The 25936-nt window shown below is 34.0% G+C and carries 20 protein-coding genes; all 20 read right to left on the reverse strand.

Annotated features, from left to right (window positions below; genetic code table 11):
• Positions 1–328 precede the first annotated feature (328 nt).
• The 20 genes from CLORY_RS11270 to CLORY_RS11360 all read right to left on the reverse strand — a co-directional run bounded on the left by CLORY_RS11270 (position 329) and on the right by CLORY_RS11360 (position 25892).
• Positions 329–1297, reverse strand: a complete 969-nt coding sequence (locus tag CLORY_RS11270; RefSeq protein WP_079424516.1) for an ABC transporter permease — start codon at positions 1295–1297, stop codon at positions 329–331.
• Positions 1298–1415: 118 nt separating this feature from the next.
• Entirely contained in the window at positions 1416–3095 is a 1680-nt protein-coding gene (locus tag CLORY_RS11275; protein WP_079424381.1) for a type 2 periplasmic-binding domain-containing protein, read from the reverse strand.
• 177 nt (positions 3096–3272) lie between these two features.
• Positions 3273–4826, reverse strand: coding sequence for a response regulator (locus CLORY_RS11280; RefSeq protein ID WP_079424383.1), 1554 nt, complete (start codon positions 4824–4826; stop codon positions 3273–3275).
• Positions 4827–4864: 38 nt separating this feature from the next.
• Positions 4865–6700 (reverse strand): sensor histidine kinase, encoded by a 1836-nt coding sequence (locus CLORY_RS11285; RefSeq protein WP_242954398.1) that lies wholly within the window; start codon positions 6698–6700, stop codon positions 4865–4867.
• Positions 6701–6725: 25 nt separating this feature from the next.
• On the reverse strand, positions 6726–8306 hold the full coding sequence (locus CLORY_RS11290) for a response regulator transcription factor (protein WP_079424388.1): 1581 nt from the start codon (positions 8304–8306) through the stop codon (positions 6726–6728).
• A 200-nt stretch (positions 8307–8506) separates the two neighbouring features.
• Entirely contained in the window at positions 8507–10225 is a 1719-nt protein-coding gene (locus CLORY_RS11295) for an SGNH/GDSL hydrolase family protein (RefSeq protein ID WP_079424390.1), read from the reverse strand.
• Between the two features lie 166 nt (positions 10226–10391).
• Complete coding sequence (locus tag CLORY_RS11300; protein ID WP_079424393.1) at positions 10392–10820, reverse strand: GtrA family protein; 429 nt, start codon at positions 10818–10820, stop codon at positions 10392–10394.
• Positions 10821–10823: 3 nt separating this feature from the next.
• Entirely contained in the window at positions 10824–13541 is a 2718-nt protein-coding gene (locus CLORY_RS11305; protein WP_169911600.1) for a YfhO family protein, read from the reverse strand.
• Positions 13531–14475: a glycosyltransferase family 2 protein gene (locus tag CLORY_RS11310; RefSeq protein WP_079424397.1), complete on the reverse strand. Its 945-nt coding sequence runs from the start codon at positions 14473–14475 to the stop codon at positions 13531–13533. Before CLORY_RS11310 ends, CLORY_RS11305 begins: the two co-directional genes overlap by 11 nt.
• A gap of 118 nt (positions 14476–14593) precedes the next feature.
• A complete protein-coding gene (locus tag CLORY_RS11315) occupies positions 14594–15493 on the reverse strand; it encodes a hypothetical protein (protein WP_079424400.1) in 900 nt (299 codons plus the stop codon).
• A gap of 60 nt (positions 15494–15553) precedes the next feature.
• Entirely contained in the window at positions 15554–16933 is a 1380-nt protein-coding gene (locus tag CLORY_RS11320; protein ID WP_079424402.1) for a sensor histidine kinase, read from the reverse strand.
• 6 nt (positions 16934–16939) lie between these two features.
• A complete protein-coding gene (locus tag CLORY_RS11325) occupies positions 16940–17584 on the reverse strand; it encodes a response regulator transcription factor (protein ID WP_079424404.1) in 645 nt (214 codons plus the stop codon).
• 330 nt (positions 17585–17914) lie between these two features.
• Positions 17915–18739 (reverse strand): diguanylate cyclase, encoded by an 825-nt coding sequence (locus tag CLORY_RS11330; RefSeq protein WP_242954399.1) that lies wholly within the window; start codon positions 18737–18739, stop codon positions 17915–17917.
• A gap of 35 nt (positions 18740–18774) precedes the next feature.
• A complete protein-coding gene (locus CLORY_RS11335; RefSeq protein ID WP_079424408.1) occupies positions 18775–19125 on the reverse strand; it encodes a hypothetical protein in 351 nt (116 codons plus the stop codon).
• A 251-nt stretch (positions 19126–19376) separates the two neighbouring features.
• A complete protein-coding gene (glmS, locus tag CLORY_RS11340; protein WP_079424410.1) occupies positions 19377–21203 on the reverse strand; it encodes a glutamine--fructose-6-phosphate transaminase (isomerizing) in 1827 nt (608 codons plus the stop codon).
• Between the two features lie 657 nt (positions 21204–21860).
• Positions 21861–23207, reverse strand: coding sequence for a phosphoglucosamine mutase (gene glmM / locus CLORY_RS11345; protein WP_079424412.1), 1347 nt, complete (start codon positions 23205–23207; stop codon positions 21861–21863).
• Between the two features lie 65 nt (positions 23208–23272).
• Entirely contained in the window at positions 23273–23395 is a 123-nt protein-coding gene (locus CLORY_RS23985) for a hypothetical protein (RefSeq protein WP_278335328.1), read from the reverse strand.
• 27 nt (positions 23396–23422) lie between these two features.
• Positions 23423–24250 carry an ABC transporter permease gene (locus CLORY_RS11350; protein WP_079424415.1) on the reverse strand — a complete coding sequence of 276 codons (828 nt, stop codon included), beginning with the start codon at positions 24248–24250 and terminating at the stop codon, positions 23423–23425.
• Between the two features lie 13 nt (positions 24251–24263).
• Entirely contained in the window at positions 24264–25088 is an 825-nt protein-coding gene (locus CLORY_RS11355) for an ABC transporter permease (protein WP_079424416.1), read from the reverse strand.
• Positions 25089–25892 carry an ABC transporter ATP-binding protein gene (locus CLORY_RS11360; RefSeq protein ID WP_079424417.1) on the reverse strand — a complete coding sequence of 268 codons (804 nt, stop codon included), beginning with the start codon at positions 25890–25892 and terminating at the stop codon, positions 25089–25091.
• Positions 25893–25936 lie beyond the last annotated feature (44 nt).

Consider the following 25936-nt stretch of genomic DNA (forward strand, 5'->3'; position numbering starts at 1 on the left):
GCTTGTTATTCTTGATTTACAGGAACAACAATGCTCTTAAGCTCTCTGTTTTTAGCTTCCTGAGCCGTAATTAAATACTTAGCCATCCTTTGGACTTGCCCTTGATGGTATTGATAAATTAATGCTACAATGCTGTGATATTGACGGTTATATCTCTCTGTTTTTGAGTTCCTTCGCCGTTAATACTTTCCTCACTGCATTAATTTGTCATGCTGTCAAGGGTGGCGGCTTCCTTCACCTACCTATTTTTCCTTGCTTTTTTTCTTCTTTTTCTCTTTTCAATCCTACTTTTTTTCTCTAAATTTTTTTCATAGCAAACTTTACACTATCACATCAACTGCTCTTCACCGAGTTTACCGGCAATGAAATTTGCAACAAGAAGCAATATAATACTTACGCCAGTTTTGAATATACCTGCTGCAGTTGCAAGGGAATAGTTCGCCTGCTGAAGACCATGCTGCAAAACATATATATCAAGATTTGTAGAATAATCAGATACTAAGCCGTTTCCTAAAAAGTACTGTATTTCAAAACCAGAACTTAAAATATTTCCTATTGACATAATGAATAGTACCATAAAAGTGGCTTTTATTCCTGGAAGCGTTATATGCAGCATCTTCTGAAAACGGCCCGCTCCATCGATTGAAGCAGCTTCATACAATGCTGGATCTATTGATGCTATAGCAGAAAGGTATATTATTGTATTCCAGCCAACCTCTTTCCAGACACTAGTTGCACCTACAATACCCCAGAATAACTTTGGTATCCCTAGGAATAAGATAGGCTGGCTTATAATATGAAGTTTTATAAGCACATTGTTAATAATTCCAATTGAAGTATCCGCTGAAAGAACATTTGCAACTATTCCTGTAGCAATAATCATAGATAAAAAGTGTGGCAGATAAGATATAGTCTGCACGGAACGTTTTATAAATATATTTTTTATTTCATTAAGTAATAATGCTAAAATTATAGCTGAAACAAACCCTAATACTAGCTGTATAGAGGCCATTGCTAATGTATTTCTCAGTACACGAAGAAATTCTTGACCTGTGAAAAGAATTTTAAACTGTTTAAGTCCAACCCACTGCTGATGAAAAAAACTTACTCCAGGTACATAGTTCTGAAAGGCCATAATCCATCCCCAGATAGGTGCATAAGCGAATAAAAATATATATGCCAGGAAAGGAACAGACATGAAAATAAGCTCTTTCTGGCTCTTAATGAGCTTCCAGGTTATCTTATTCCCTTCTTTTACTTTTACTGGTTTTTCTGTGTGTTTAATATTTTGCTGCATCTCTGCCATATACTCTCCTCCTAAATTAATACACAAATAATCCATCTATTTTGAAGGATAATGGAAATCATCTAGAATAAGATGTAAATCCATTATCCTTGACTTTCTACTACCTAAACTATTTTTTTATAGTCCAATTTTTAATTCTGTACTTTATACCTTTATTAATAGCATCAAGATAAGCTTTAGGATTATCACTGTTTATTTCTTTTACGTAATTCTTCCATTGATTATCAAAATCACCTGATTTTGAAGCAATAATTCTTGGAAGCCATTTAACCTGTGTATTAGTTATTGCAACGCTTGCTGCATAGGCATCTGAATTGGTTGGAATATTTATGTTCCATGCTGGATAATATATCTCATTCTTAGGTGCATTGCCCATCATTTCATATGGACTGTTTACCTTATATTTATCATAAAAGTTTCTGTCATAAGCAGACATACCTTTCTTGTACTGTATTGGGTTATCACCTAAGGCTGTAGCATTTCCATCGCTGTAAGTTCCCTCTATCTTAGGCAAAGTAGCATATAGAACGTCTGCTCTGTTTGCTGCTTTCCATGCATTATCACTTTGGTTAGTCTTCTGCTGATCTGTCCAAACTGGTTGTCCAGATGCTTTATCTATAGAATAATCTTCTCCCTCTATACCCCAGTTAAGTATCTTCTGCCATTTTTCACTCATAAGCGTATTTAAAGCTTTAAGTACTCGCTCTGGATCTTTACAATCCTTTGTAATTGAAAAACCATTTCCTAGGTTTGGAACTGCACGGTCTTTATAATGAGGTGTAACTCCATCATAAGTTAATGCAAGTGGAGCATAAGTTAATTCATCTTTTTTCTCTTTTGTTAGTGTAGATTCTCCGCTTCCAAAATCCCAGTGCTGATCAAACATTCCAAGTACACGTCCGCTTGCTATCTTTTGAAGGTACTGATCCTTAGTCTGAGTAATAGCTTCTCTATCAACTATGCCAAGGTTGTACATATCGTTCAACTTCTTAAAGTAAGTTTTTGATATATCCTTATCTGCGAAAAGAGATGCAACCCCATTATCTACAACAACACCACCATCATTTGGATGTCCAGATAAATGTTCAGGTGCATTTAACAATACGAAGGATTGATCCTTTGTAGCTAAAGTTTCAAATCCTATTGATTTTTCTCCATTAGTTGTTGGATGCTTTTTAAGATAATTCTGAATTAAATCAAAATACTGATCAACTGTTGTTACCTTTGGATATCCTGCATCTGCAAGTATTCTTTTCTGAATCCAGAAGGCAGGACCACTGTAGTAGGAACCTGTAGCCTTTCCACTTGTAACACCATAGTTTGGCATACAGTAAATATGTCCATCATTTGAATCCTTCATCTTGTTCCAAGCATCACCATCTACAAAATGTTTATAGATAGCTGGAGCATATTTCTGAATCTTACTTTCAAGTGGTATAATAGCATTTGCATTCTGAAATTTAATATCATAACTTACTAGATCTGGCAAATCACCACCAGCAACCATAACACCTATCTTTTGATCACGATCACCTGCTAAGATTTCATACTTTAAGTTAATGCCTAGCTTTTCCTTAAGCAGTTTGAGAATCTTATTGTTCTTTGTAGGCTGAATAGTTGTAGAATCAGCGATAAACATTGAAATAGTTATCGGATGCTTTGCATCTACTGTAGTACTATTTGCGCTTTTAGCACTATTATCACTTTTTTTACATCCGCTCATTGTCACTGCTGTTATTGCAACCATCGCAGCCAGACAAGTAGCCATTGCTTTACCTGATCTTTTCATAGACTTTCGTCCCCCTTAATTTTTGTATATTGCAGAACAATATGTCCTGTACAAGTACATTATAAAAGGTAAACGAATACATAACAATTTAACAAATTAAAGGTGTACCCCCCCCATTTTTAAGTTTTATAATTTTTTCTAATTTATTTAGTCATATTACCAAAAATGTCATAGGTGTCACTGAATATCATCTCTGAATTCTTTTGGCTTCATTCCCGTATATTTCTGAAACTGCTGAAGAAAGCTATTATAGTTGCTGTAGCCAAGCTTTTCAGCTACTTCACAGCTTTTAAGTTGTGTTTCGTTTAAAAGCTTTTTAGCTTCTTCTATGCGCAGCAGATGTATATATTCATTAAATCCCATTCCAAATCTCTGGGTAAAAAGCTGTCCAAGATAAGCCGGGTGCATATACACATTTTCTGCTAATTCACGTATTGTAATATTTCTCTTATAATTCGCCCTGATAAAAGACTCTATTTTGTCTAAGTTGCCCTTAGCTTTCTTATTACGTATTGCATTAAAGTGTTCACAGCAGCCAATACAAAATGTTTCAAAAAAGTTATTTAGCTCGCTAATAGTACTTTTGCTTTCCTTAAGTCCACGAATAGCCTTACTGTCATCAATTATCTTAGATTCGCTATCACTTATAAGATTTTTCGCCTTAAATATTATATTAGAAACAAACATTACAACTATATCAGGGGCAATTTTATATTTTTTAAAGTAATTGAAAGTATTATCTATTATGCTTTTGAGCTTTTCAACATTTGCTTCCTCAACTGCCTCAAAAACCTTGTTTGACATAAATATCTCATTAAATTCAAAATTAAAAGGTTTATCTTTTATTTCTTCATAACGGATAATGCTTTTAAAACCAGTATAAAACCTTTCTCTAAGAGCCCTGCATGCTGTATAATAACAATGTTTTACTTGGCTTATCCCTTTTACTTCTTCTCCAATTGCAATTACGAAATTACATGAAGCTAACGTAGTGAGCCTTTCATATATGCTTTTAGAAATTGTAAACATTCTGCTTCTAATTGCTTCATCACTGCTTACTCCTTGCAAAATAATAAGCCTATTTACACTTTGCTCGAGTATAAATAAATTAGGAAAGCCCTCAGCAGCTTTCTTGGCCTTGCGTCTGATAGCCTTACATTCATCGCCTAGCTCAAATTTATTGCCTTCAAAATCTACTAAAATACAATTCCAGTTTATTCTTTCCATTTCCCCTTGCATACGTTTAAGACACTCAAAAGCCTTCTTCTCGTCACTACCAAGAATAAGTTCTTCAAGAATCCCATTAATAGCTGCTTTTTTATCATCTTCCATAGTCAATTTATTAACAGCCTGCTTATCAAGCTGTCTTTTAATCTCAATAATCACTTCGTCTATGTCTTCCTGTAAAATAGGTTTCTGAAGATAATACCTCACATCATACTGCATAGCTTTTCGAGCGTACTCAAACTCTCCATAACCGCTTACAAGTACAAAATTAATATCATCTCTGCCATTTTCTCTTTCATATTTAATTAAATCCAAACCATCTACGACAGGCATTCTTATATCTGTTATTACAACTTCAGGATTATGTCTGTCAATTGCTTCTATTGCTTCTTTACCATTACTACAACTCTCACAGATATGAAAGCCCATTCCTTCCCAATCCACAATGTATTTCAGCACTTCTAAAGCCATCGGCTCGTCATCAGCTAGCACTACTTTATACACTTAAATCTCCCCCTCTTCAATCAAAGCACTGTTATACATTAAAGCTGCTTATACACAGACTCCTGCTTAACTGATTTATCTTCATTTAAAACCTTCATATCAATTCCGAAATGTACAATCGTTCCCTTATCAGTATCGCTTTTTATATCAAATTCAACCTTGCCTCCATAGTACAAATGAAGACGTTTATAAACATTTCTTATGCCTATACTTTCATAAAGTTCTTCCTCTTCCAATAAGGATTCCAATATCTCCTTAAGTTTTTCCTCCTCAATTCCTGACCCATTATCTTCAACATCAACAAATAAGAAATCACATTTTTGAGTTACCCTTATTTTAACAATGCCTATATCTGTACTATTTTGAATTCCATGCTTACATGCGTTTTCAACAATTGTTTGTATACTCATTTTGGGTATTCTAAAATCAAGAATATCTTCATCCACTTCAATCTCATAATTGAACTTTTCTAGGAAACGAAACTTTTCTATTTTAAGATACATTTCAGTAAAGGAAATTTCCTCCCGAACTGTTACAAGATCATCTTTCCAGCTTACAAGCCTTCTAAAGATTTTTGAAAGGTATTTTATAACTTCCGTAAGATCTGTATAATTATTTCTAACACAAACAGCCATTACTGCGTTTAGTGTATTGAAAAGGAAATGCGGATCTATCTGACTCTGAAGAAATCTAAGTTCAGCCTGAACCCTCTGAATTTCAAGATTCTTCTTCTTAAGTTGAAGTTTATAAACATCATTTATCAAGGTATTTATCCTTGAAGTCATCATATTGAATCTTAAAATAAGATTGCCTATTTCATCTTTTCCCTCAGGCATCTGAATTAATTCAAATTTCTGATTTTCAACTCCCTTCATATGCTTAAGCAGCTTCTTAAGTCTATAATTATAAGACATTACGATAATGTATATCAGCACTGAAGATATAAACGTAACTCCAAATATTATAATAAAATTAAAGCTATTGGATTGCTCAGATTCATGCAGAATTTTACCGTGATTTGCTATACCGATTATTCTCCAGCCATCTAGGTACTCAGCTCTTCCAAGGCTGCGATTAAAATCTATTTTATCTTTAAAATTATGATAGACTTTAGAAAAATTAATATAGCCTTTCGATAAATATTTTTCATACTGATGATCTGTAGAACAAATAATATTTCCTTTAGGATCAACTAGCATCAAATTCAAATAATCTCTTTCCCTGTCAAATATGTCATACATTTTGCGCATATCTATGTCTATCTTAAGTATCTGCTCGTATTTATCACCGCTTGAAGCAAATTCATTTAAGTGCCGCATAATGCTTAAATACTGTGTACGGTTTTTGCTTCCATCATAGGCTTTTCCCATGTAGGAATAAAGCATGACTGCGTTGTTTGATTTAGAAATATATTTATACCAGGGAGACTTTTTAATATGCTTATTAATAATAGAATAGTTCCCACCGTTATCTATTGTATTATTTGTAGTATAAAGAGTTATAAAACTTACATTATTATAAATAGGCAGGTACCTGTTTATTCTCTCACGCAGTAAATCATTGTACACTTCGTAATACTGACTATCATTCCTATAGCTTTTTTCCATCTTCTCATAAAGATATTTGTCAGAGGATACAGAATGAGTTATATCAACACATCCTTCCATTATTGAAGTTATGTCAGTTTGAGCTCTGTTAATAGATATGTTGAGATTTTCCTTTTCCCTGCTCTTCATATCCTGTGAAATTTTGTTTACAAAAACTATGTTGATTGTCAACATTGGAACAAGTACACATAAAACATATATCATCAAGAACTTAAAGTTTAGCGGAATATCATTTATAAAGCTAAACAAACTTCTCTTAACAAGCAAAGTAATCATCCTTTCAAAAACGTCTCTAATTGGTTTTTATCATACTGCTTTTTCTATAGTCAGATGGTAATCTATGGGTAATTGCTTTAAACTTACTTACAAAATACTCTGAATCATTATAGCCCACCATCGCTGCAATGGCACAAATTTTCATATCAGTTCTTCTTAAAAGCTTCTTAGCTTCATTTATGCGTACACTATGAAGATATTCATTAAAATGCATGCCAATTGTTTTTGTAAAAATCTGCCCAAGATATACTGAATTTACAAAATAAGTTTTAGCTACCTGCTGTAGTTTTAAATCCTTATGGTAATTCTGATGAATAAAGTCCTTAATTTCTATAACTATATCCTTTGAGCTTCTGCTGCTTATGCTCTTATAATAGTCAGCAGTGTTTAATGCTACCCTGCAGAAGTCATCTCTAAGAGATGTTACACAAGTTTTTCCTACACTTGTTCCAATGCTTTCCATATCACCTATAAATTCATTTACACTGCCTTCATGCTCCAATATATATTTTACCATCTCAAACTCTATATTCTTTATATAGCTTTCAATTACTTCCGGCGCACACTTTCTTTTACAAAATTCTTCAAATACATTGTTTATCTTTTCCATAATTCCAAATTTATTATTACTCTTTATATCTTTCAATAAATCCTCGGGATTTGAATTATAAAAATTATAATCTAGTGAGGTATTTTTAAAATTTTTGTAGTATAACACATTCCTATCCGTCTGAAAAAGCCCGTATTGAAGTGCAATAAGTGCTTCTTTATATAGCTTTTCTATGTTATCTATGCCTTTATCAGCTTCGCTAAGCGAAACCGAAACAGAGCAATTGCAATTATTCAAAATCTCATTTTTTATGTTTTCAAGATATTCTTCTTCTCTTTCAAGCATCTCTTGATTGAGAATTATTCCAAATCTATTTATTTCATCATCAAATATATTATAAATATGTACATTCCCCGTTACATACTCTATTGTCTTTCTTACGGAAAGTCTTTTCTTTCTGATTTCATTATCATCTAATTCATTCATCCATTTTGCAAACTCATCAATTTCTATTAAGGCACATTTTAAAACGTCATTATCTCTAACTCTAAGAATACGTTTGCATCTTTTATTAAGTCCTTCACTTGCTTCATCTTTTATAAGCCTGTTAATATAGTTGTTAGCAGCAAATTTTAGCTTGTTAACTTCTGCTTCCCTTGCAGAAAGTTCTATATCGATTTGTTTTTTTACCCTTTCTAAAACAGGCACTACCTCGTCGTCATCTATAGGTTTCAGTATATAATCAACAGCACCATATCTCATAGCAGTTTTAGCATATTGAAAATCATTATAGGCACTTAATATAACAAATTTAGTTCTCAAGTACAATATTTCTGAAGCTGCCTTCAAAAGCTGCAATCCATTCATTCCAGGCATACGTATATCTATAATAGCTAAATGAGGATTGCTTTGCTTTAGAATTTCCAGCGCATCTTCACCATTTGATGCTGTACCGCATATTGTAAAGCCCAGAGTTTTCCAATCTATTACGTTCTCTAGAAGTTGTATTACTGAAGGTTCATCATCTACTAATAAAACCTTTAACATCAAAACATCCCCTTAATATATAATCTCACCGATGCATTGTTCATTTTATAATGAAACATTGCGAAAAGCCTATGGAATCTTAGTCTCTTCGCAATGTCCATTTTATCACACAATCATAATTATGAGAATTAAATCCACACGTATTGATTTTTTAATAACTGTATATGATTAAGAATATTGGAACTTAAACCATCTAATATCTAAATTGTGTAGCCAAAACCAAGTATAGTGAAATACTTGCCCAAACTGTCCCCAGCCATTTTGACTTCAATCTGATGTTCGCTAGGGCTTTCCTCATCATACAGAAACACAGGATTACAGTGGGTCCAGCCATTTATATGCGGATCAGCTGTAAGCACAAACTTACCATCTACATACACCTCTGCTTTTCCAAAATCCGCTCTTCCAGAATCCTTGAAAATAATGAGCAGACTTCTGCTCCATATAGTCATCCTAAAACTGTCTTCTCCACTTTCAGGGGTTCGCATCCAATTGTACGGAAATTGAGGTGAACCAAACGGATTAGCATCAAGCTCAACCATTTGAAGCTCATTATCTGTACTAGTAAAGCCTCCTTCTAATATAGCAGCCTTATTTGTATTATCTTTTTTATCAAGAAGCTTTACACCTGCAAAAGCATTTCCTATAACAGGTTTTTTATTTATCAAAACGTCTGCCTCATCCGTTTCTTTCTTGTCCATCTGCTCGAACAGATATCCAAGGCAATCTGACATTATCCTGTGTCCTTCATTAGTCGGGTGATATATATCATAGAAAAACTGCCTCTTAGTTATAACTCCTCCAGTTTCTCTGTCAAGATAGAATTGCTTTACAATAGCATCAGACAAGCTTACCATGGGAAGATTGTAATATCTTCCAATCGGCTCAAGTCTATCCTGAAGATTCCAGTCATTTGCAAATACGCTGAATAACAAAATTACTGCAGGTTTGTTTTCTTCCATCAGACTCTTAAGCACAAGGCTCTCAAAACAACCACCTTTTTTATCATCTCCGGCATCATTTACTGCAAATTCTATAATTATTATGTCCGGCTTTACTTTTCCATCTCTAAGGATATCTCTATCATACCTTATCATTCCAAGCTGCGATGCTGTTCCGCCAACTCCAGCTTTTACAAAATGAATATTATCTCCACTGCCTTTGCCAAACAGCTCTTTGAATTTCTTGTAGGATTTATAGGCATAACATTCTGTATTTATAGGTTTAGCACCTGCACCTTGAGTGATTGAGCCGCCAATATAAGCTATTGTCACATTCTCGCCTCTTCTTGCCTTTTCTGCAGCAGCCTTAAACCTGTTGTTATTGCCAAGGTTAAGCATAGATTTTACAAGCATGGCATTGTATTCAGGCGATTGAAATTCAACAGGTGGATCAATCGTCATTTCTGGAATCTCAAATCCATCATGAAGATATAGTTTTACCGTTACTTTAGCTAATTCCCCAGGCTTTTCAAACTCAAAATCAAACTTTCCCAGTACCTCATCATCTTTCGACCACTCATAGTCCTCTAATGTTAAAATAAGTTCAGAACCGTCTGTATTACAATGTTCTCTTATCACCGTTCCTGAGCCATACTTATCAATCTTTCCATAATTCTGAAGCACAAAATCAATATTTCCCGCTTCTCCAATTGTCATTACACTTATTCCTATGCTATGTACAAGCTTATGCAATCCATTAGAGTTTTCAAGAAGCTTTAGTATATCTTCGTCTTCAATACCTCCAACTATCTTAGCCTTATTAGCAAGTCTCCCATCATCAAGGTAGATTTCCTGAGCAGGTTTACCCTCTTGCCTTTCAGTTGCCTCGATAATAGAATCTATCATTATATAAAAGCCTTTTCTCTGTTTTGTCGGATCCTTAGGTGCTCTTGGCCCTACTTGAACACTTCTTTCCATGTTATTCTGCCTCCATGCTTACCATATTAATGTATAATATACCATATATTTGAACAGCAAGACATTTACTATATAATTGTATTTGTAATATATGACTATTATTTGATAAAAAGGCAGTTAATTATGATATTAGTGCCAATATCTTACCTCTCATCTTCTTATTTTCTTACAGTGGTCTGACCTTCTTTCTAAAAATCACCAATTTACTGAAGACATAATTTATAATTACTATTCCTACATTTGTTATTATTTTAGCTGTATAATCATTTAATCCTACTATGGATATAAAAATAACCATTGCACCCATATCAAAACCTCCCGAAAGGAATCTGCAGGATACAAAAGAAAGAAACTCTCTTATTACTCCCTTAAAGGTTTTTTCACCGCTTAAAAACACATATTTTCTATTAGTTATATAGGCAAAAACTACAGATAATATCCAGGCTGTCGTATTACTGAACAGGTAATTGCAGTTAAACAACCTTTCCAATATTCCATAGGCGGCAAAGTTTACTGCGGTGGTAGCTGCACCGAAAAAAACATATAATATAAGCTCTTGATACTTTATAAGCTGCTGTACTATTGGTTTTACCATAGTTTATATCTCCCTATCTCCAAAATTTATTTTAAATCTGAATATACTTAAGAACAGAAAAACTATTAATGAAACTGCTGATATCTTTGCTCCCTCAACAAGCCCAGGAGTGGAATATCTCAATTCTACAACATGCTTACCCTTATCTACAGATATTGCCATGTACATCAGATTAGCCTTATATATAGGTACCTCCTTGCCGTCAACTGCAGCTTTCCACCCTTCACTATAAGGGATTGACAAGCAAAGCAGCTTAGCTTTCGTAGAGTTGATAGAACCAGTCACTTCATTAGTAGTCATTTTAACATCTGTCAGAACATTTTCCTTAAGCTTTCCAATCTTATCCGAGTAGTTTTTCATTGGAAGGCAGAACACCGATATCTTTTCATAAGTAAACTTTCCTTTTTTATCTGTATAGACCATTAGCTTGGATAAACTGTCTTTAGTGTACCCTAAATTAAAAACCGCATCATCTCTTCCAAAATAGTACATGTCTGCTTTATCAAAAATCTTTGCAAACTTTCTAACAGTATCAGTTTCTGCTATGATGTTAAATCTTTTCTTATCCTTCAGTTTAACATTTTTTACTACAACATACACCTCGCTGTCAGGGACAGTTTTCAAAGAATATACTTTTTTATTATGAAAATTCTTATACGTAGGTTTTATTTTGCTATGATAAACTTTTTGTATTGGAATATCAATTTTTTCAGAGGAATAACTTCCTTCCTTAACCTTATCCATAGAAGCATTATCCTCAAGTACTGCGTTTTCCAGCATAAGCTGTTGCTTGTCTAAGGTATCAAGCTTCTCAAAGCTCTTTATATTAACATAGCTGTCGTAGGTATACCCCAAAGGCAGAGCATATTTGTTTTCATATAAATCAACAGGTCTGTTATAGTCATAAACTGTCTTTATTTTTTCATACCCATAAGGCTGAGGATAGTAGCTATTTCTGTACTGCATAGAATATTTCACCGCTGCAAGCTCATTAAGGGCAGTTCTATTGTCTAGGTCAAAAACTCTATAAGTTGTGGTAGCCCCTATAACATTAAGCTGGTTTAAAAACTTTGAATAGTTAGGATTTACAAGACTGAAATAGGTCGATAACCCTCTGTAATCCAAAAGCATTGCTTCATTGCTGCTCATTTCTCTCTTCTGATCTCTCTTGTTATAGGAAAGGCTGTAAGTATCCGTTCTATAAAAGTCAGAGTCTTCAATTTTGCTTATATACTTGAGCGGAGAGTCCATAACCTTATTAAGATACGCCCCCCTGTTTACATACTGCCTTATTAGATTCCATGAATGTTTATCGTACAGCAGGAACCCATTTGCACATATACAGAATATCGTAAGCGCAAAAAATATATATTTTATTGAGGCTGCCTTTAATTTATCTCTGAGATAACTTACAGTAAAATACGTCTGCAGAGTTAACAGCAGCGGAAAAATATATAGAATGTCTACATAATTGCCTTTAAGCATACGCAGTACATCAATTGCAAAAGCTATATCCAGCCATAGAAAAGCACCTATCAGTATTCTTTTATCTATGGGCCTATCCATGTATGGGTACACATTAGTAAAAATTAACGCCACTATGAAAGAGAGAGCAAAGACCCATCTGTTAGTCACATAGGCAAAACCATTAAAGACATATCCTGCAGCTGGAATTACAAGAAAAAATATAGCAGCAATAAATGCTAACTTAACCGGTTTAAACTTCTTATCCTTTATCATAAAAAGAGTAGGAACAGCAACTATAGCTGTAGCTGCAAAGCCTAAGTAGGACCATGCTTTTCCATAAGCTTTTCCTGTGAAGTTTAACAGCAATTTTATATAGTACTTCCAATCATATAACAAGAACAACTTATTTCCGCTGTCAGCATATCTATAGGTTTTAGTCATTGCCTCAATTATCGGCAGGAGAAATACAGCTGCCATGGCTATTCCAAGCAAATAGCTCAAACATCCTTTAAATAGTATTTTCAAAAGAGTCTTCGCATTCTTCTCCAAATCATTTATAAGAAAAAAGCTTAGAACAGCGTATAATACTGATAAAATAGTAAGAATAAAAAGAAAATAGAAATTGCTTATGGCAGATATAAAAACCATAAAAGTAAAAAAATAAGGTTTTCCTCTCCTTAGTATTATTTCAATTCCTATAAGCAGCAGCGGAAAATATATCATAGGATTAACAAAAAAAGGATGCTTTATTGCTACCAAGGTATATCCGCTGAACATATATGTAAAAGCTCCTAGCAAAGTTGGAAGTTTTTCTTTTTTTAAGTAAAAACAATAGGCTGAAAAAGACATTCCACACAAGTAAATTCTAAAAACAACTAGAAAATTATAGAACATTTCGATGCGTGACTTTGGAAAGAAAACTGCAAAAAATGTAAGAGGATCTCCGATGCAATAGTAGCTGAGAGTCGTAATAATGTCCGAACCTTGACCTATTTTAAAATCCCATAATGGAAAAACCAATTTCCCATTATAAAAGAGATTTTTTAAAATCCCCCTCATATAAGAGGAATAATAGAGCAAAGAAGTATAGTGCTGATCAGAGCCATCAGAGATCCAAATAAAACTTTTTTTCTCAAGAAAAAACGGAAGGAAAACTATAAGCGCTGTAAAGACAAACAAACCTGTAAAGGCTAGTAAATACAGTAAATATAACTTCTTTTCCGTACTCTTCATTAGATTAGATTTACTTTTCATAATTGCGGCCATCCTTCTTTTCTATATAGATAGGCCTGCGTTTACTTTCAATATAGGTTCTGCCAGTGTATTCTCCTAATATTCCTATACAGAAGAACTGCAAACCACCTATTAAACATATTGTGCTTAAAATTAATGCCATATTTGAAGCAATAGAACCTGTACAAACATAATGGATAAGCTGAACGATTAAAGCAATTATGGAAATTGACAAAAAAATAACCCCTAAAATCATTGATAGAAATAAAGGGGTGATAGAAAAATCAACAATTCCTTCTACCGCATACTTAAATAGTGCCCAAAAAGACCACTTGCTTTCTCCAGCAGCTCTCTTAACATTTTCAAATTCCAGCCACTTGGTTTTAAAACCTATCCATCCGAAAATGCCTTTAGTAAATCGATTATTTTCCTTCATTTCAAGTACTATATCCACCATCTGTCTGGTCATAAGTCTATAGTCAAAAGCCCCATCTACTACGTCCGCAGTAGAAATCTTGTTAAAGATCCTATAAAACTTTCTAGCAAAAAAAGAACGTATAGGCGGCTCACCATCTCTGGTGATTCTCCTTGTGGCTACACAGTCATAACCTTCCTCTGTTATACCTTTATACATATCTAATATCATTTCAGGAGGATTCTGAAGATCTGCATCAATTAAAGCTACATAATTACCTCTAGAATGCTGAAGGCCCGCATAAATAGCAGCTTCTTTACCAAAGTTTCTTGAAAGTTGAACATTATTTACTCTGTCATCATGTTTTTCAATTTCCTTTAAATAGAATAATGTATTATCCGTAGAACCATCATCCACAAATATAAACTCAAAATCTGCCAGTTCCTTCATTTTCTCTGCCACTTCAGTTATTCTTGCATAAAAAAGCGGTAAAACCTTTTCCTCGTTGTAACATGGGATAATAACTGTCAGTAAATTCATAGCTCCATATACCCCCTATTTTAAATACTCCTATAAAGATAAAATTTAAACCATTTATAAATTCGTTTTTATACCTAATAATTATTCTTTCACACTCTTGCTTAAAATTTAGATTTATTTATTTATTAATATTTATTGACATCAACTGTTCCGTATCAGTGTAAAAAGCTATCTCAGCTTCTCCTCCATTCTCCATGGTTACGTCAATGTCAACCATAGGCCTAAGGCCCATATATTGCCTTTGTTTTACACTTGCCTTTTGAATTTTATTTTCACTTGAATTTAAAATGCCATTATTATTTATAAGTTCCTCTGCTTTGCTTATATACTTTTGAGTATCCTCATCATTTAAAGGTATGATATCACCAGTTGTATATACTGCATCCTCTGGTTTGTCAAAACCCTTGTAATTAATTTTAGATAGCTTAGTGCATTCGCCTGTCATAGCATTTAATTCGCACGAATAAAATTCTTTGTTCACACTATCCGTTATAGATAAAGACCATTCATATACTGTTTCTTCTAGAGCCTCTGTCTTGGTAAAAGTCATTTCATTATCAGCTATATTTACAGAGCTTCCAAACAGTTTTAAAATATTTGCAGCAAATATGTTCTTAGCTTCCTCTTTTTGAATATTGATCTTATCCTTTACAGTATTATAAAGTTCATCCTGTGTATTTGTATTTTCTGATGCACCTTCTTTATTATTGTCTTTTCTGTCACTGCTTTTTACATTATTATTATGGGTTTTTTTCGTTACCTGCTTTGAAGGTTTAAGCCTTGTCCTTTTTGAGGTTGTTCTTTTTCTTACTTTAGTCTTGTTATTACTTTTTTTCTTTTTCTCGGTGACAGGTTTCAAAGCCTCTTTTTTTGATGCTGCTACCTTTTCTATTTTACCGGTTCCAATCCCGCTAAATAAGGTGACGCTTTCCTTTAGCAAGAATGTACTAAATAAAATCAATAGTGTTGTAACAGATATCAATACTATATAACTTTTTATGTTGAATTTATTCAACATCTAACCCTCCTTAGCAATTTTATTTTAAAGCCAATATATTATAGACTTATATGAAAGTTATTATGAAGTTGTAAAAATCAATGATATTTTTGTACCTTTATTTACCTCTGAACTTATTTCAATTTTACCTTTATGCATATCCATGATCTGCTTGCATAAAGCAAGTCCTAAACCAGTTCCGCCTTCTGCTCTCGATCTTGATTTATCTGCTCTGTAAAAAGGCTCTAAAATATGATCAATATGCTCCTCTGCTATACCCTTACCATTATCGGTAATCTGGATTATTGATTCTTTCTCAGAGCTTATGCCCGCTATTTCTATAGCTTTACCAGGCTCAGAAGCTTTTATGGCATTATCCACCAGGTTAATAATTACACTTTCAATTAGTTCCATCTCTCCAAATATGTACTTCAAGTTGTTTTTAGAGGTTATCTTTAAAGATTTTTTCTTTGCCTTGAATGCTGTAACCTTTACAACTCTGCTAAATAGCTCCTCAACATCTATTTTTCCCTTAACAATACTATTTTGACTTCTTATTGTCATATCAAGGAGACGGTTTGCCATATACTCAAGTCTTTTGCTTTCTTTCATTATGAACTCTGTTGCTTCATATTTATCTTCCTCAGATATTGCTGCCTTTTGAATATAATCTGCATATCCATATATAGAAGTCAATGGTGTCCTCAATTCATGAGACAAATTATCAATAAATTTTTGTTTCATCTGCATATCACTATTTAGTTTTTTTAAAGTATAATCAATTTTCTCAGCCATCTCATTAAAATTTTCTCCAAGTATAGCAAACTCATCTTTTCCTAAGATTTTTACCCGGTTATCATAATTACCATTCTTTACACCATTTACAGAAACAATCAGCTCTTTTAAGGGCTTTGATCTGCTATTTAACATTATTGCAAGGAATATGGCCAGCATAAATGAAACCACAAGACTAAAATAGATAAACATGCTTCTCAGCCTATCCCATAGGTCAGTTATTCTATCTAACCTATTGCAATAAATTAAATGATACTTACCCAATGCACTAGATATCAATATGTACCTTGTCCCCTTCTTCTCAACCAACGCAACAGCCTGTCCGCTTTTTATCTTCAGCATTTCTTCATACTTCTTGTTCATTTTATACTTCAAATTAGAAAGAACTTTACCATTACTTTTACTCAATAGGAAGGAGATATTATTATTAGAATAGTATTCAATAAGATTTTTTAATGCTGCATCTGAAAGGTTGTTGTTATTTTTAAGCGTATCTATACTATATTTCATATCCTTGCTGATATAATAGTATTCGTTCCTTGCTTTACTTTTTTCATCATCAATCATATATCTGTAGGTAGTACTCATAATAAAACAAATGCTTGCATTAAATACAAGCAAAAATAACATCAAAACACAGAAATAGGTTTTAACCCAAAATTTCATTCTTATTTATCCCTCCAAACGGTATCCCAACTTATATACAGTCTTTATCTCATTTTCCAGCTTGAGTTTTTTCCTCAGCTTTTGAATATGAACATCTACTGTTCTCGTATCACCTTCATAATCAAAGCCCCAGGCCGTTTCTAATAATTTTTCCCTGGACATCGCTATATTCCTGTTCGTTATCAGTACCTCCAGCAGAGCATATTCCTGAGGTGTCATTTCTATTTCCTTATCATCACAAAATACTTTCCTGCACTTGAAGTCAACCCTGACAGCACCCAACTTAAATTCATCATTTTTTTCATTTCTTCTCAGTATGATATTAACCCTAGCCAATAACTCTAGAATCTCGAAAGGCTTTACTATATAATCTTCGGCTCCAGAAGTTAAGCCTTGTAATTTATCCTCTAAAGAATCCTTTGCAGTTAGAAAAATCACTGGTTCCTCTTTCTTATGTTTTATGACTTCAAAGCCTGAACATACTGGAAGCATAACATCTAAAATTATAAGATCAAAACTGCTATTCTTCATAGCCTCCAGAGCTGCTCCCCCATCAAAAACGCACGTACATGTATGTCCTATTAATTTCAAATTTCTTTTTATTAATTCATTTATGCTCTTATCATCTTCAACTATCAATATGTTTGCCAATTCCTTCACTCCATTCCCAAAACACTTACGAAAGAATACATGTCCAAAGCTGCTATTGCAAATTAAGTAAAAATGCCTGTTATCAATACTTTTTAAAGTTCAGCGCTGATATCAGATACTCAATAGAAACATCCTAAATAGCTTCTTATTTATTATACATCAGTTAATATATTCAAATAAAGGTTACAGAAGAGTTAATGAATGCCACTTTTGACAAATACCTTTTAAAAAAAGAGAACCACCTTTCTTGATGATTCTCATATGTTCGGATTCACTTTCTTCATATCCTTCCACTGAATTACTTGGAGCAAAAGTACTGGAAAAATCAATTTATGCAATTTCATCTATTTCGACATCTTCAACAATAACTAAATTACTAATATCTTTTTTTGCCCTTGTAGACGCTAAACTCGCAACATTTACTAATTTATTTATAAGTGTTGATATACTTCTAAGTTTATTATTTTGTATCTTACATCCTGTAATTCCTATTGATACTGAAACTGGTATGTCATTTAAAAACGGATATGACTTTATAGCTTTTATTATGTTTTCAGCAAGTATTTTGCTATCTTCTATGCAATAAGAAGCTACTATAGCAAATTCATCTCCAGCATATCTGCACAAATAAGAATTTTGCTTGAGATTATTTTTTAATATATCTGCCACACTTTTTAGTATTGTATCTCCAGCAATATGTCCATATTTTTTATTTATATAACCAAAATTATTTAAATCTATAAAAATTATTGTTGCATGTTTGCGATGTTTTATAAAATTATAGGTGTTATAGAACATATAATCACTCTTATATAAACCTGTAAGCAGGTCGATATGTTTACCTAATTCTATATTCAAAATTGTCCTTGTGATATATCCTACAACTTCATGTTCTTTTTCTATCAATATAACATCAACGTCTTCATTTAAATTAAATATTTCCTCTATTTTCCACACAGGTATGTCATGGTCAGCACATATATATTTATTAGACATAATGTCAGCAACTATTCTATTTGGATGTGCTCCTATCAATTCATTTTTTGTAATTACTCCAGTCAACCTATCTTCCTCATAAACAGTAAAACATTCAATACCTTCTTCATGAAAAACATCTTGAATTTTTCTTGTTCCATCCAATACATTAACTTTCATTAAATTTTTTTCTATTATATCAAAAGCCTTTGTCATCATAAATCAATTGATTTGCTAACATTAAGAATAATATTTACCTGTGCCTTTATTATCATCGATTCGTTAGCAATGCATCCTCCTTCTTCCATAATTATTGGAATAAGTTTATCTTTTGATAGCATATTCAATAGAGACTTTCTTACAACAATAGCTTCAATATATTCATGTTCAATTTTAACTATTTCGTATTGTTCTGGTGAAAGTACATCTACCATCCTTCTTGCAGCCTCTGGACCTATTGGTGCTCTCTTGCCAACCAATAATACGTCCTGCATAGGCGGCATTTCAAATTCTGAAAAACGCATACTTATTTCTGCTTTTTTAATTCCTTCTATTTTACTACTCATAATTTTTTCACCTTCTATAAATACAAATAACATATTATCATATTTTGTCTAATTTTTCTATTATATGTATCTAATTATATCACAGGATTTTCATGAATGCATTCATGAAAAACATTCCATAATTGACAGGAAACATAATTTGCTTGAATAGTTCTGTCTAAAAAGACACATAATAATAGACGAGAACCACCTTATAGGTGACTCCCGTCCATTGAAATCTATTTCTATTTTTTTACGAATATCTTACCCTCTTACTCAACAGTTACACTTTTTGCGAGGTTTCTAGGCTTATCAACGTCACAGCCTTTTAGCGTTGCCATGTAATATGCAAGCAGCTGAAGCGGTATTATTGAAAGCACTGGTGCAAACATCTCTAGTGTCTTTGGAATATACTTAACTATATCCACGGATTTCGCTATTTCTGTGTGTCCTTCAAAAGCAAAACCTAGTACTTTTGCTCCTCTTGTTGTGATTTCTTTTATATTGCTAAGCATCTTATCATAAAGATATTCCTGTGTTGCCATAGCAACTACTACTGTTCCTTTTTCGATAAGAGCTATCGGTCCATGTTTAAGCTCTCCTGCTGCATAAGCCTCGGAATGAATATAGGAAATCTCTTTAAGTTTTAATGAACCTTCCATAGAAACGTTGTAGTCAAGGCCTCTTCCGATAAAGAATATATCCTTGTGCATATAGTTATTAGCTGCAAACTTCTGAATATCTTCCTTAACTTTTATGATCTCCTCAACCTTTTCAGGAAGTGCAAGCATCTCCTTCTTTATCTGCTCAAGCTCTAGTTTTGATATTGTTTCCTTTCGTTGTGCAAGATAAAGAGCTATGATATACATATCTATAAGCTGGGTTGTATATGCTTTTGTCGAAGCAACCGCTATTTCAGGTCCTGCCCAAGTGTAAAGCACGTCATCAGCTTCTCTTGCGATAGAGCTTCCTACAACATTTGTCACAGCTATAACTCTCGAGTTGCTGTCTTTAGCTAGTCTCAATGCTGCTAAAGAATCTGCAGTTTCTCCAGATTGGCTGATTATGATTGTAAGTGTCTTATCATCTATAAGAGGATCTCTGTATCTAAATTCTGATGCTACATCTACCTCTACAGGAATCTTAGCAAGCTTCTCTATTGCATATCTTCCAACTAAACCTGCATGGTAAGCTGTTCCGCAGGCAACTATATATATCTTACTGATATTCTCTATTTCCTCTTTAGTAAGTCTTATATCATCAAGTTTTATTTCGCCTTCTGGCATAACTCTTGAAGTCATTGTGTTTTTGATAGCTTTCGGCTGTTCGTGAATTTCCTTAAGCATGAAATGCTCATATCCATCTTTTTCAGCTGCATCAGCATTCCAGGTTACATGGTATACATCTTTTTTAATTTCTTCTCCGTACTCTGAAAAAAGTTTAACTCCATCAAGTGTTAATTCAACAAACTCTTTATTGTCTAATAGATATACATCCCTAGTCTTGTTAAGCACTGCAGGAATATCGGAAGCTACATAATACTCTCCATCTGCAAGTCCAACAATAAGTGGGCTATCCTTTCTTACTGCAATAAGCTTGTCTGGCTCTTCTGTTGAAATAACACCTATAGCGTAACTTCCTTCCATCTTTGCCGCAGCTTTTATAACTGCATCTAGAAGGCTGCCTTCATAGTAATAATCAATTAAATTAGGTATTACTTCTGTATCCGTTTCAGTCTTAAAAGTGTAACCTTTCGAAGATAACCACTCTTTTATGCTAAGATAGTTCTCTATTATTCCGTTGTGAACTACACTTATGGTATTTTTGCAATTTGTATGAGGATGAGCATTAAGATCAGAAGGTTCTCCATGAGTTGCCCATCTGGTATGTCCTATTCCAATGGTGCCCTTAACTGGATTCTCTTTAACCTTATCTGCAAGACCTGCAAGTCTGCCCTTACACTTTACTATACTTAACGTTCCATTATCTATAGCTGCTATACCTGCTGAATCGTAACCTCTATATTCCAATTTTGATAATCCCTCAATCAAAAAAGACTGAGCCTGCTTTTTACCTATATAACCTACTACTCCACACATATTTATACTTCCTTCCATTGACTTATTTTTGACAATAAGCCACCGTGACTATTTTCTGAGTTTTCAAAAATAGTCTCATTCTACCCTTTTAAGTTAAATCCCTGAAAGCCATATCAGGCAAGAAAGGAATACACCTGTTTAGTGTTGTTGCAGAAATCACTTCCTGAGTTTTACTAAACTTTAACGGTAGTGTGTACCGTGGGGCATCCGCCGAATTTTCGATACTCCCCATCCTCGTCAACTTAAGTAGGCCCTAAGTTCTGGCGCTATAAATATTAACTTGTCCTCTGTCCCCCTAACATAATTAAGATTTTAAAAAGGTATCCTTTTGAAGATGGCCTAATCCTATTAACCATTATATGTACTATAAATCTTAAGTGTTACTATAAATTAAGTTAACACGATCATTTTAATTATATTTTTTAAACTCAAAAAGGTCAATACACAAATTTTTAACAATTGCTATTGACCTCTCTTCATTCTATATAAGTTGCAATAAAGTTCTTACATTATGGCTTCTAAAATATCACTGCTGAATCGGTTCAACCCTAGGATCTTTTAGAAGTCAGAATGTATTAGAACTTTCGCGACTTATATACAAAAAATATCTGCTAAAATTGCTTAATAAAAGGATCAGTCTTCAATACTGCAACCTTTTTATTGAGCTTTCTGTTCTATAAGTTTTGCCAGTCCATGTGCCATTTCATCGATTTCCTTCTGGTTCTCTCCTTCTAGCATAACCCTAACAAGAGGTTCAGTACCAGATGGTCTTATAAGAACTCTTCCACAGCCATCAAGTTTTTCTTCTATCTCTTTTATTCTTCCTGCTATTTCCGTATCTTTCTCATAGATGTACTTCTTGCTATTGCATACTTTAGCATTGGCAAGTACCTGTGGGAGCTCAGTCATCATAGCTGCCAGTTCTTCAAGAGTTTTGCCGCTTTTCTTTATGATAGTAGCTATCTGAAGAGCTGTTACAAGTCCATCCCCAGTAGTATTATGATCAAGCATTATTATATGCCCGGACTGTTCACCTCCGATATCATAGCCATTCTTCACCATTTCTTCAAGTACATATCGGTCTCCAACCTTTGTCTTAACTGTCTTTATTCCCTCTTTTTTTAAAGCTATATCAAGTCCAAGGTTACTCATAACAGTCACTACAAGCACATTATCCTTGAGTTTATTCTGCTCTTTTAGATATTTGGCAACAATGGCCATCATGAAATCACCATTAACAAGCTTTCCTTTGTTGTCTACGCAAAGGCACCTGTCTGCATCCCCATCGAATGCAAAGCCTACATCATATTTATTTTCAAGCACATATTCCATCAATGCTTCTGGATGAGTTGATCCGCAGTGATCATTTATGTTTATACCATTAGGTACATTATTAATTGCATGTACCTCTGCACCTAAATCATTAAATGCCTTAACCCCAGAAATGTAGTTTGCACCGTTTGCACAATCCAATGCAATTTTTAATCCTTTTAAATCTACATCTACAGTCTGCTTTGAAAACTCAATATAATCCTTTAGAGCATCCTTCTTTGTTACCTTTCTGCCAAGCTGAGCACCTGTAGGCTTTGGCACTTCCTTAAAATCATTCTCTATAACCATCTGTATCTTGTCTTCAAGTTCATCTGAGAGTTTATATCCTTTATTATTAAAAAACTTTATACCGTTATACTCTACTGGATTATGAGAAGCGGATATCATAACTCCTGCGTCTGCCTGGTATTCTCTTGTTAAATACGCAATAGCAGGCGTAGGTATAACTCCTACTCTTACAGCTTCAGCTCCAACAGAAAGTATACCTGCAACTAATGCTGCCTCCAACATATCACCAGATATTCTGGTGTCCATACCTACAAGTATCTTAGGTTTATGCGCTCCTTCAGTAAGCACATAAGCTCCTGCCTTTCCAAGCTTAAAAGCAATATCTGCAGTAAGCTCAGTATTTGCTATACCTCTTACTCCATCAGTTCCAAACATTCTCTCCATGCTTTTTCCTCACTTTGCTAACTATTATAAATAAAAATCCTCTAACTATATTCAAACACTCTGTATTATACCATAAAAAAACAAGCTATGACCATTGGAATATACTTCACTTTATTATATGCTGGTTCATGTTTTGCTGCTAAAAAAAAAGAATTCAGCACCGCTGAATTCTTTCCTTCATTCCTCATTATACATTTTTAACTCCTAATTGCTCTTTAGTGCCCTGATAAATTTCCCATGGCTCTTGATCTTCTCTCAACCAAGTTGAACACAAAACTTCCCGCTACCATAAACCCAAACATCGATGCAAGGATTATTATAAATTCTAACGTTAGCGACAATATTGATGTCTGTCCAATAAGTATTGCTCTGGAAGCATCATTTAGATAAGTCACTGGCAGTGCTAGCGCAAGCATTAGAAATAATCTTGGCATAGCCTTGATTGGGAAAAAGCCTCCAGACAAACCGCTTATAAGTGAACTGGATATATCTATTACAGCATTTGCTTCCTTTGCAAGAAGTACTAAGGCACAAATCATAATACCAAGTCCAAGCATCCCTACTACTCCTGGCAAAAGATACGCTAAAAAGGTTAGAATGCGGCCATTTATCGTGAATCCAAAAGCGAAATAGCAGACTATACCCGTAATTATATTCTCAACCGTACATGCAATAAAACTGAACAAGCTCTTGCTTATGAGAAGATTTATTCTATTTACAGGAGCACTCCAATTTGATTCAAGTACCCCCTGCCACATTTCCTCCTTAAGTGAGAAGCCCATGCTCCAGAAGGCAGTATTTACATAACCCGTAATCATATAACCTATAATAAGAAATCCCATATAATCCGAACTGCCGGAATACTGCTGAAAACCTTGAAGTGAACTTCCGGATGCGAAAGTCTTGCTCATAAAATAAAAAGGTGTAAGCCATATGAGTGGGTCAACAATAACCTGAAGCATTTTTAATGGATACCTGAAATAAAGCTTCATACTTACTAAAAATCTTGCCTTAGCTGCAATTAAGTTTCTTCTAAAATACATAACTATTCCTCCCTTAGAACCTTTCAAGTGATCCCATAAGTTTTACTTTTCTCTCTACTGCAGCAAAGCATAATCTTCCTATGATAAGATAGATAATACCCTCGCCAAGACACATAGCTATATCAGGAAGGGCCTGTATAAGGCTGCCGCCATTTATCATAAGTGTCCTTCCTGCTAAAATTCCGTAAGTAAACGGAAATACTTTAGATATCTCCTGCATCCAGCTTGGCATAACTGATATCGGAAAGCTAACGCCACAGAATATCATAACCATACCCCTTACAAGCTGTACCATGGAGTTTGTCTCTTTTACCCATAGCACTAAGCTCGCAAATATACTGCCTATTCCATATACTCCTGGAACCACAATAATAAAGGTTAGCAGCCATATTAGTACATTTCCTGTAAAATGTATATTATATACAAATCTATACTCAACCATAGACACTACAGCCATTGCAAAGCCCTGTATAATGCCAATTACAGCACCACCTATAAGCATGTCGAATCTCTTTATTGGGCACAGCCAGTTAGATTCCAGAGTTCCTCTTGTCTGCTCCTCTCTAAGGTAGGTTCCAAAAGACCACATAGTTACATTTACCCACATATATATCATAGTTCCTATAACGATAAAACCCATATAATTATTGGTTCCAGTTATACTCTTATACGCTCCCATACTTACATTGTTTTTACCTGCCAGAGCATAAGCACTGAGGATATAAACCAATGGAAAAATAAGCGGCCATATAAGCAGCTGTAAAAAAATACTTGGATATCTGGTAAACTGAGTCAAATCTTTTCTAGTAACTGCTGCTATAGTTCTCAATCTATTCATCTAGCTCACTTCTTCCCTAAGTTTTTTACCGGTAAGCTTAAGAAATACATCTTCCAGCGTTGGATTCTCATTCTCTACATCAATAATACTGTCTTTCAAATTCTCAGGAGTATCCATTGCTACTATCTTGCCGCCATCTACTATAGCTATCCTGTCACATAAGAAATCCGCTTCTTCCATGTAATGTGTCGTAAGCAGTATTGATCTTCCTTCCTTTTTTATATCAAGTATTATTTCTCTTAGGTTAAGGGCTGACTGCGGATCAAGTCCGAGAGTAGGTTCATCCAAAAGCACTACAGGTGCTTCCGGAATAAGTGCCTTTCCAAGCGCAACCTTTTGCTTCATACCAGTTGAATATTTCTCTACCAGCTCATCAGCTTTTTCTATTATTCCAAGTCTAGTAAGAATCTTCTCTGCACGTTTTTTAGCTTCTTTTCTGTCACAGCCATAAAGTGCTGCAAAATACTCAAGGTTCTCTCTTCCAGTAAGTTTCCAGTATATACTTCTGTCCCCTGCTAATACTGTACCTATATTTCCTAATGCTTTCATTGGATTCTTATCTACATCTATGCCATTTACTAAAACTGAGCCGCTGGTAGGCCTTAGCAGCCCTGTTATCATTTTTATAGTTGTAGTTTTACCTGCACCATTAGGACCTAAAAGTCCAAATATTTCACCTTTTCTAATGTTAAAACTTACGCCGTCTACTGCCCTAAATTCTTTCTTTTCAATCACTCTAAGAAGCTTTCTCTTCTTAGATATAAAGTATTTTTTTAAATCTTTTACCTCTACACTATTTTCCATACAAATTCTCCTACGCCAAAGTTTTTTATACTATAAGATCTTCA

This window comes from Clostridium oryzae, assembly GCF_002029235.1.
Lineage (GTDB): Bacteria > Bacillota > Clostridia > Clostridiales > Clostridiaceae > Clostridium_AE > Clostridium_AE oryzae.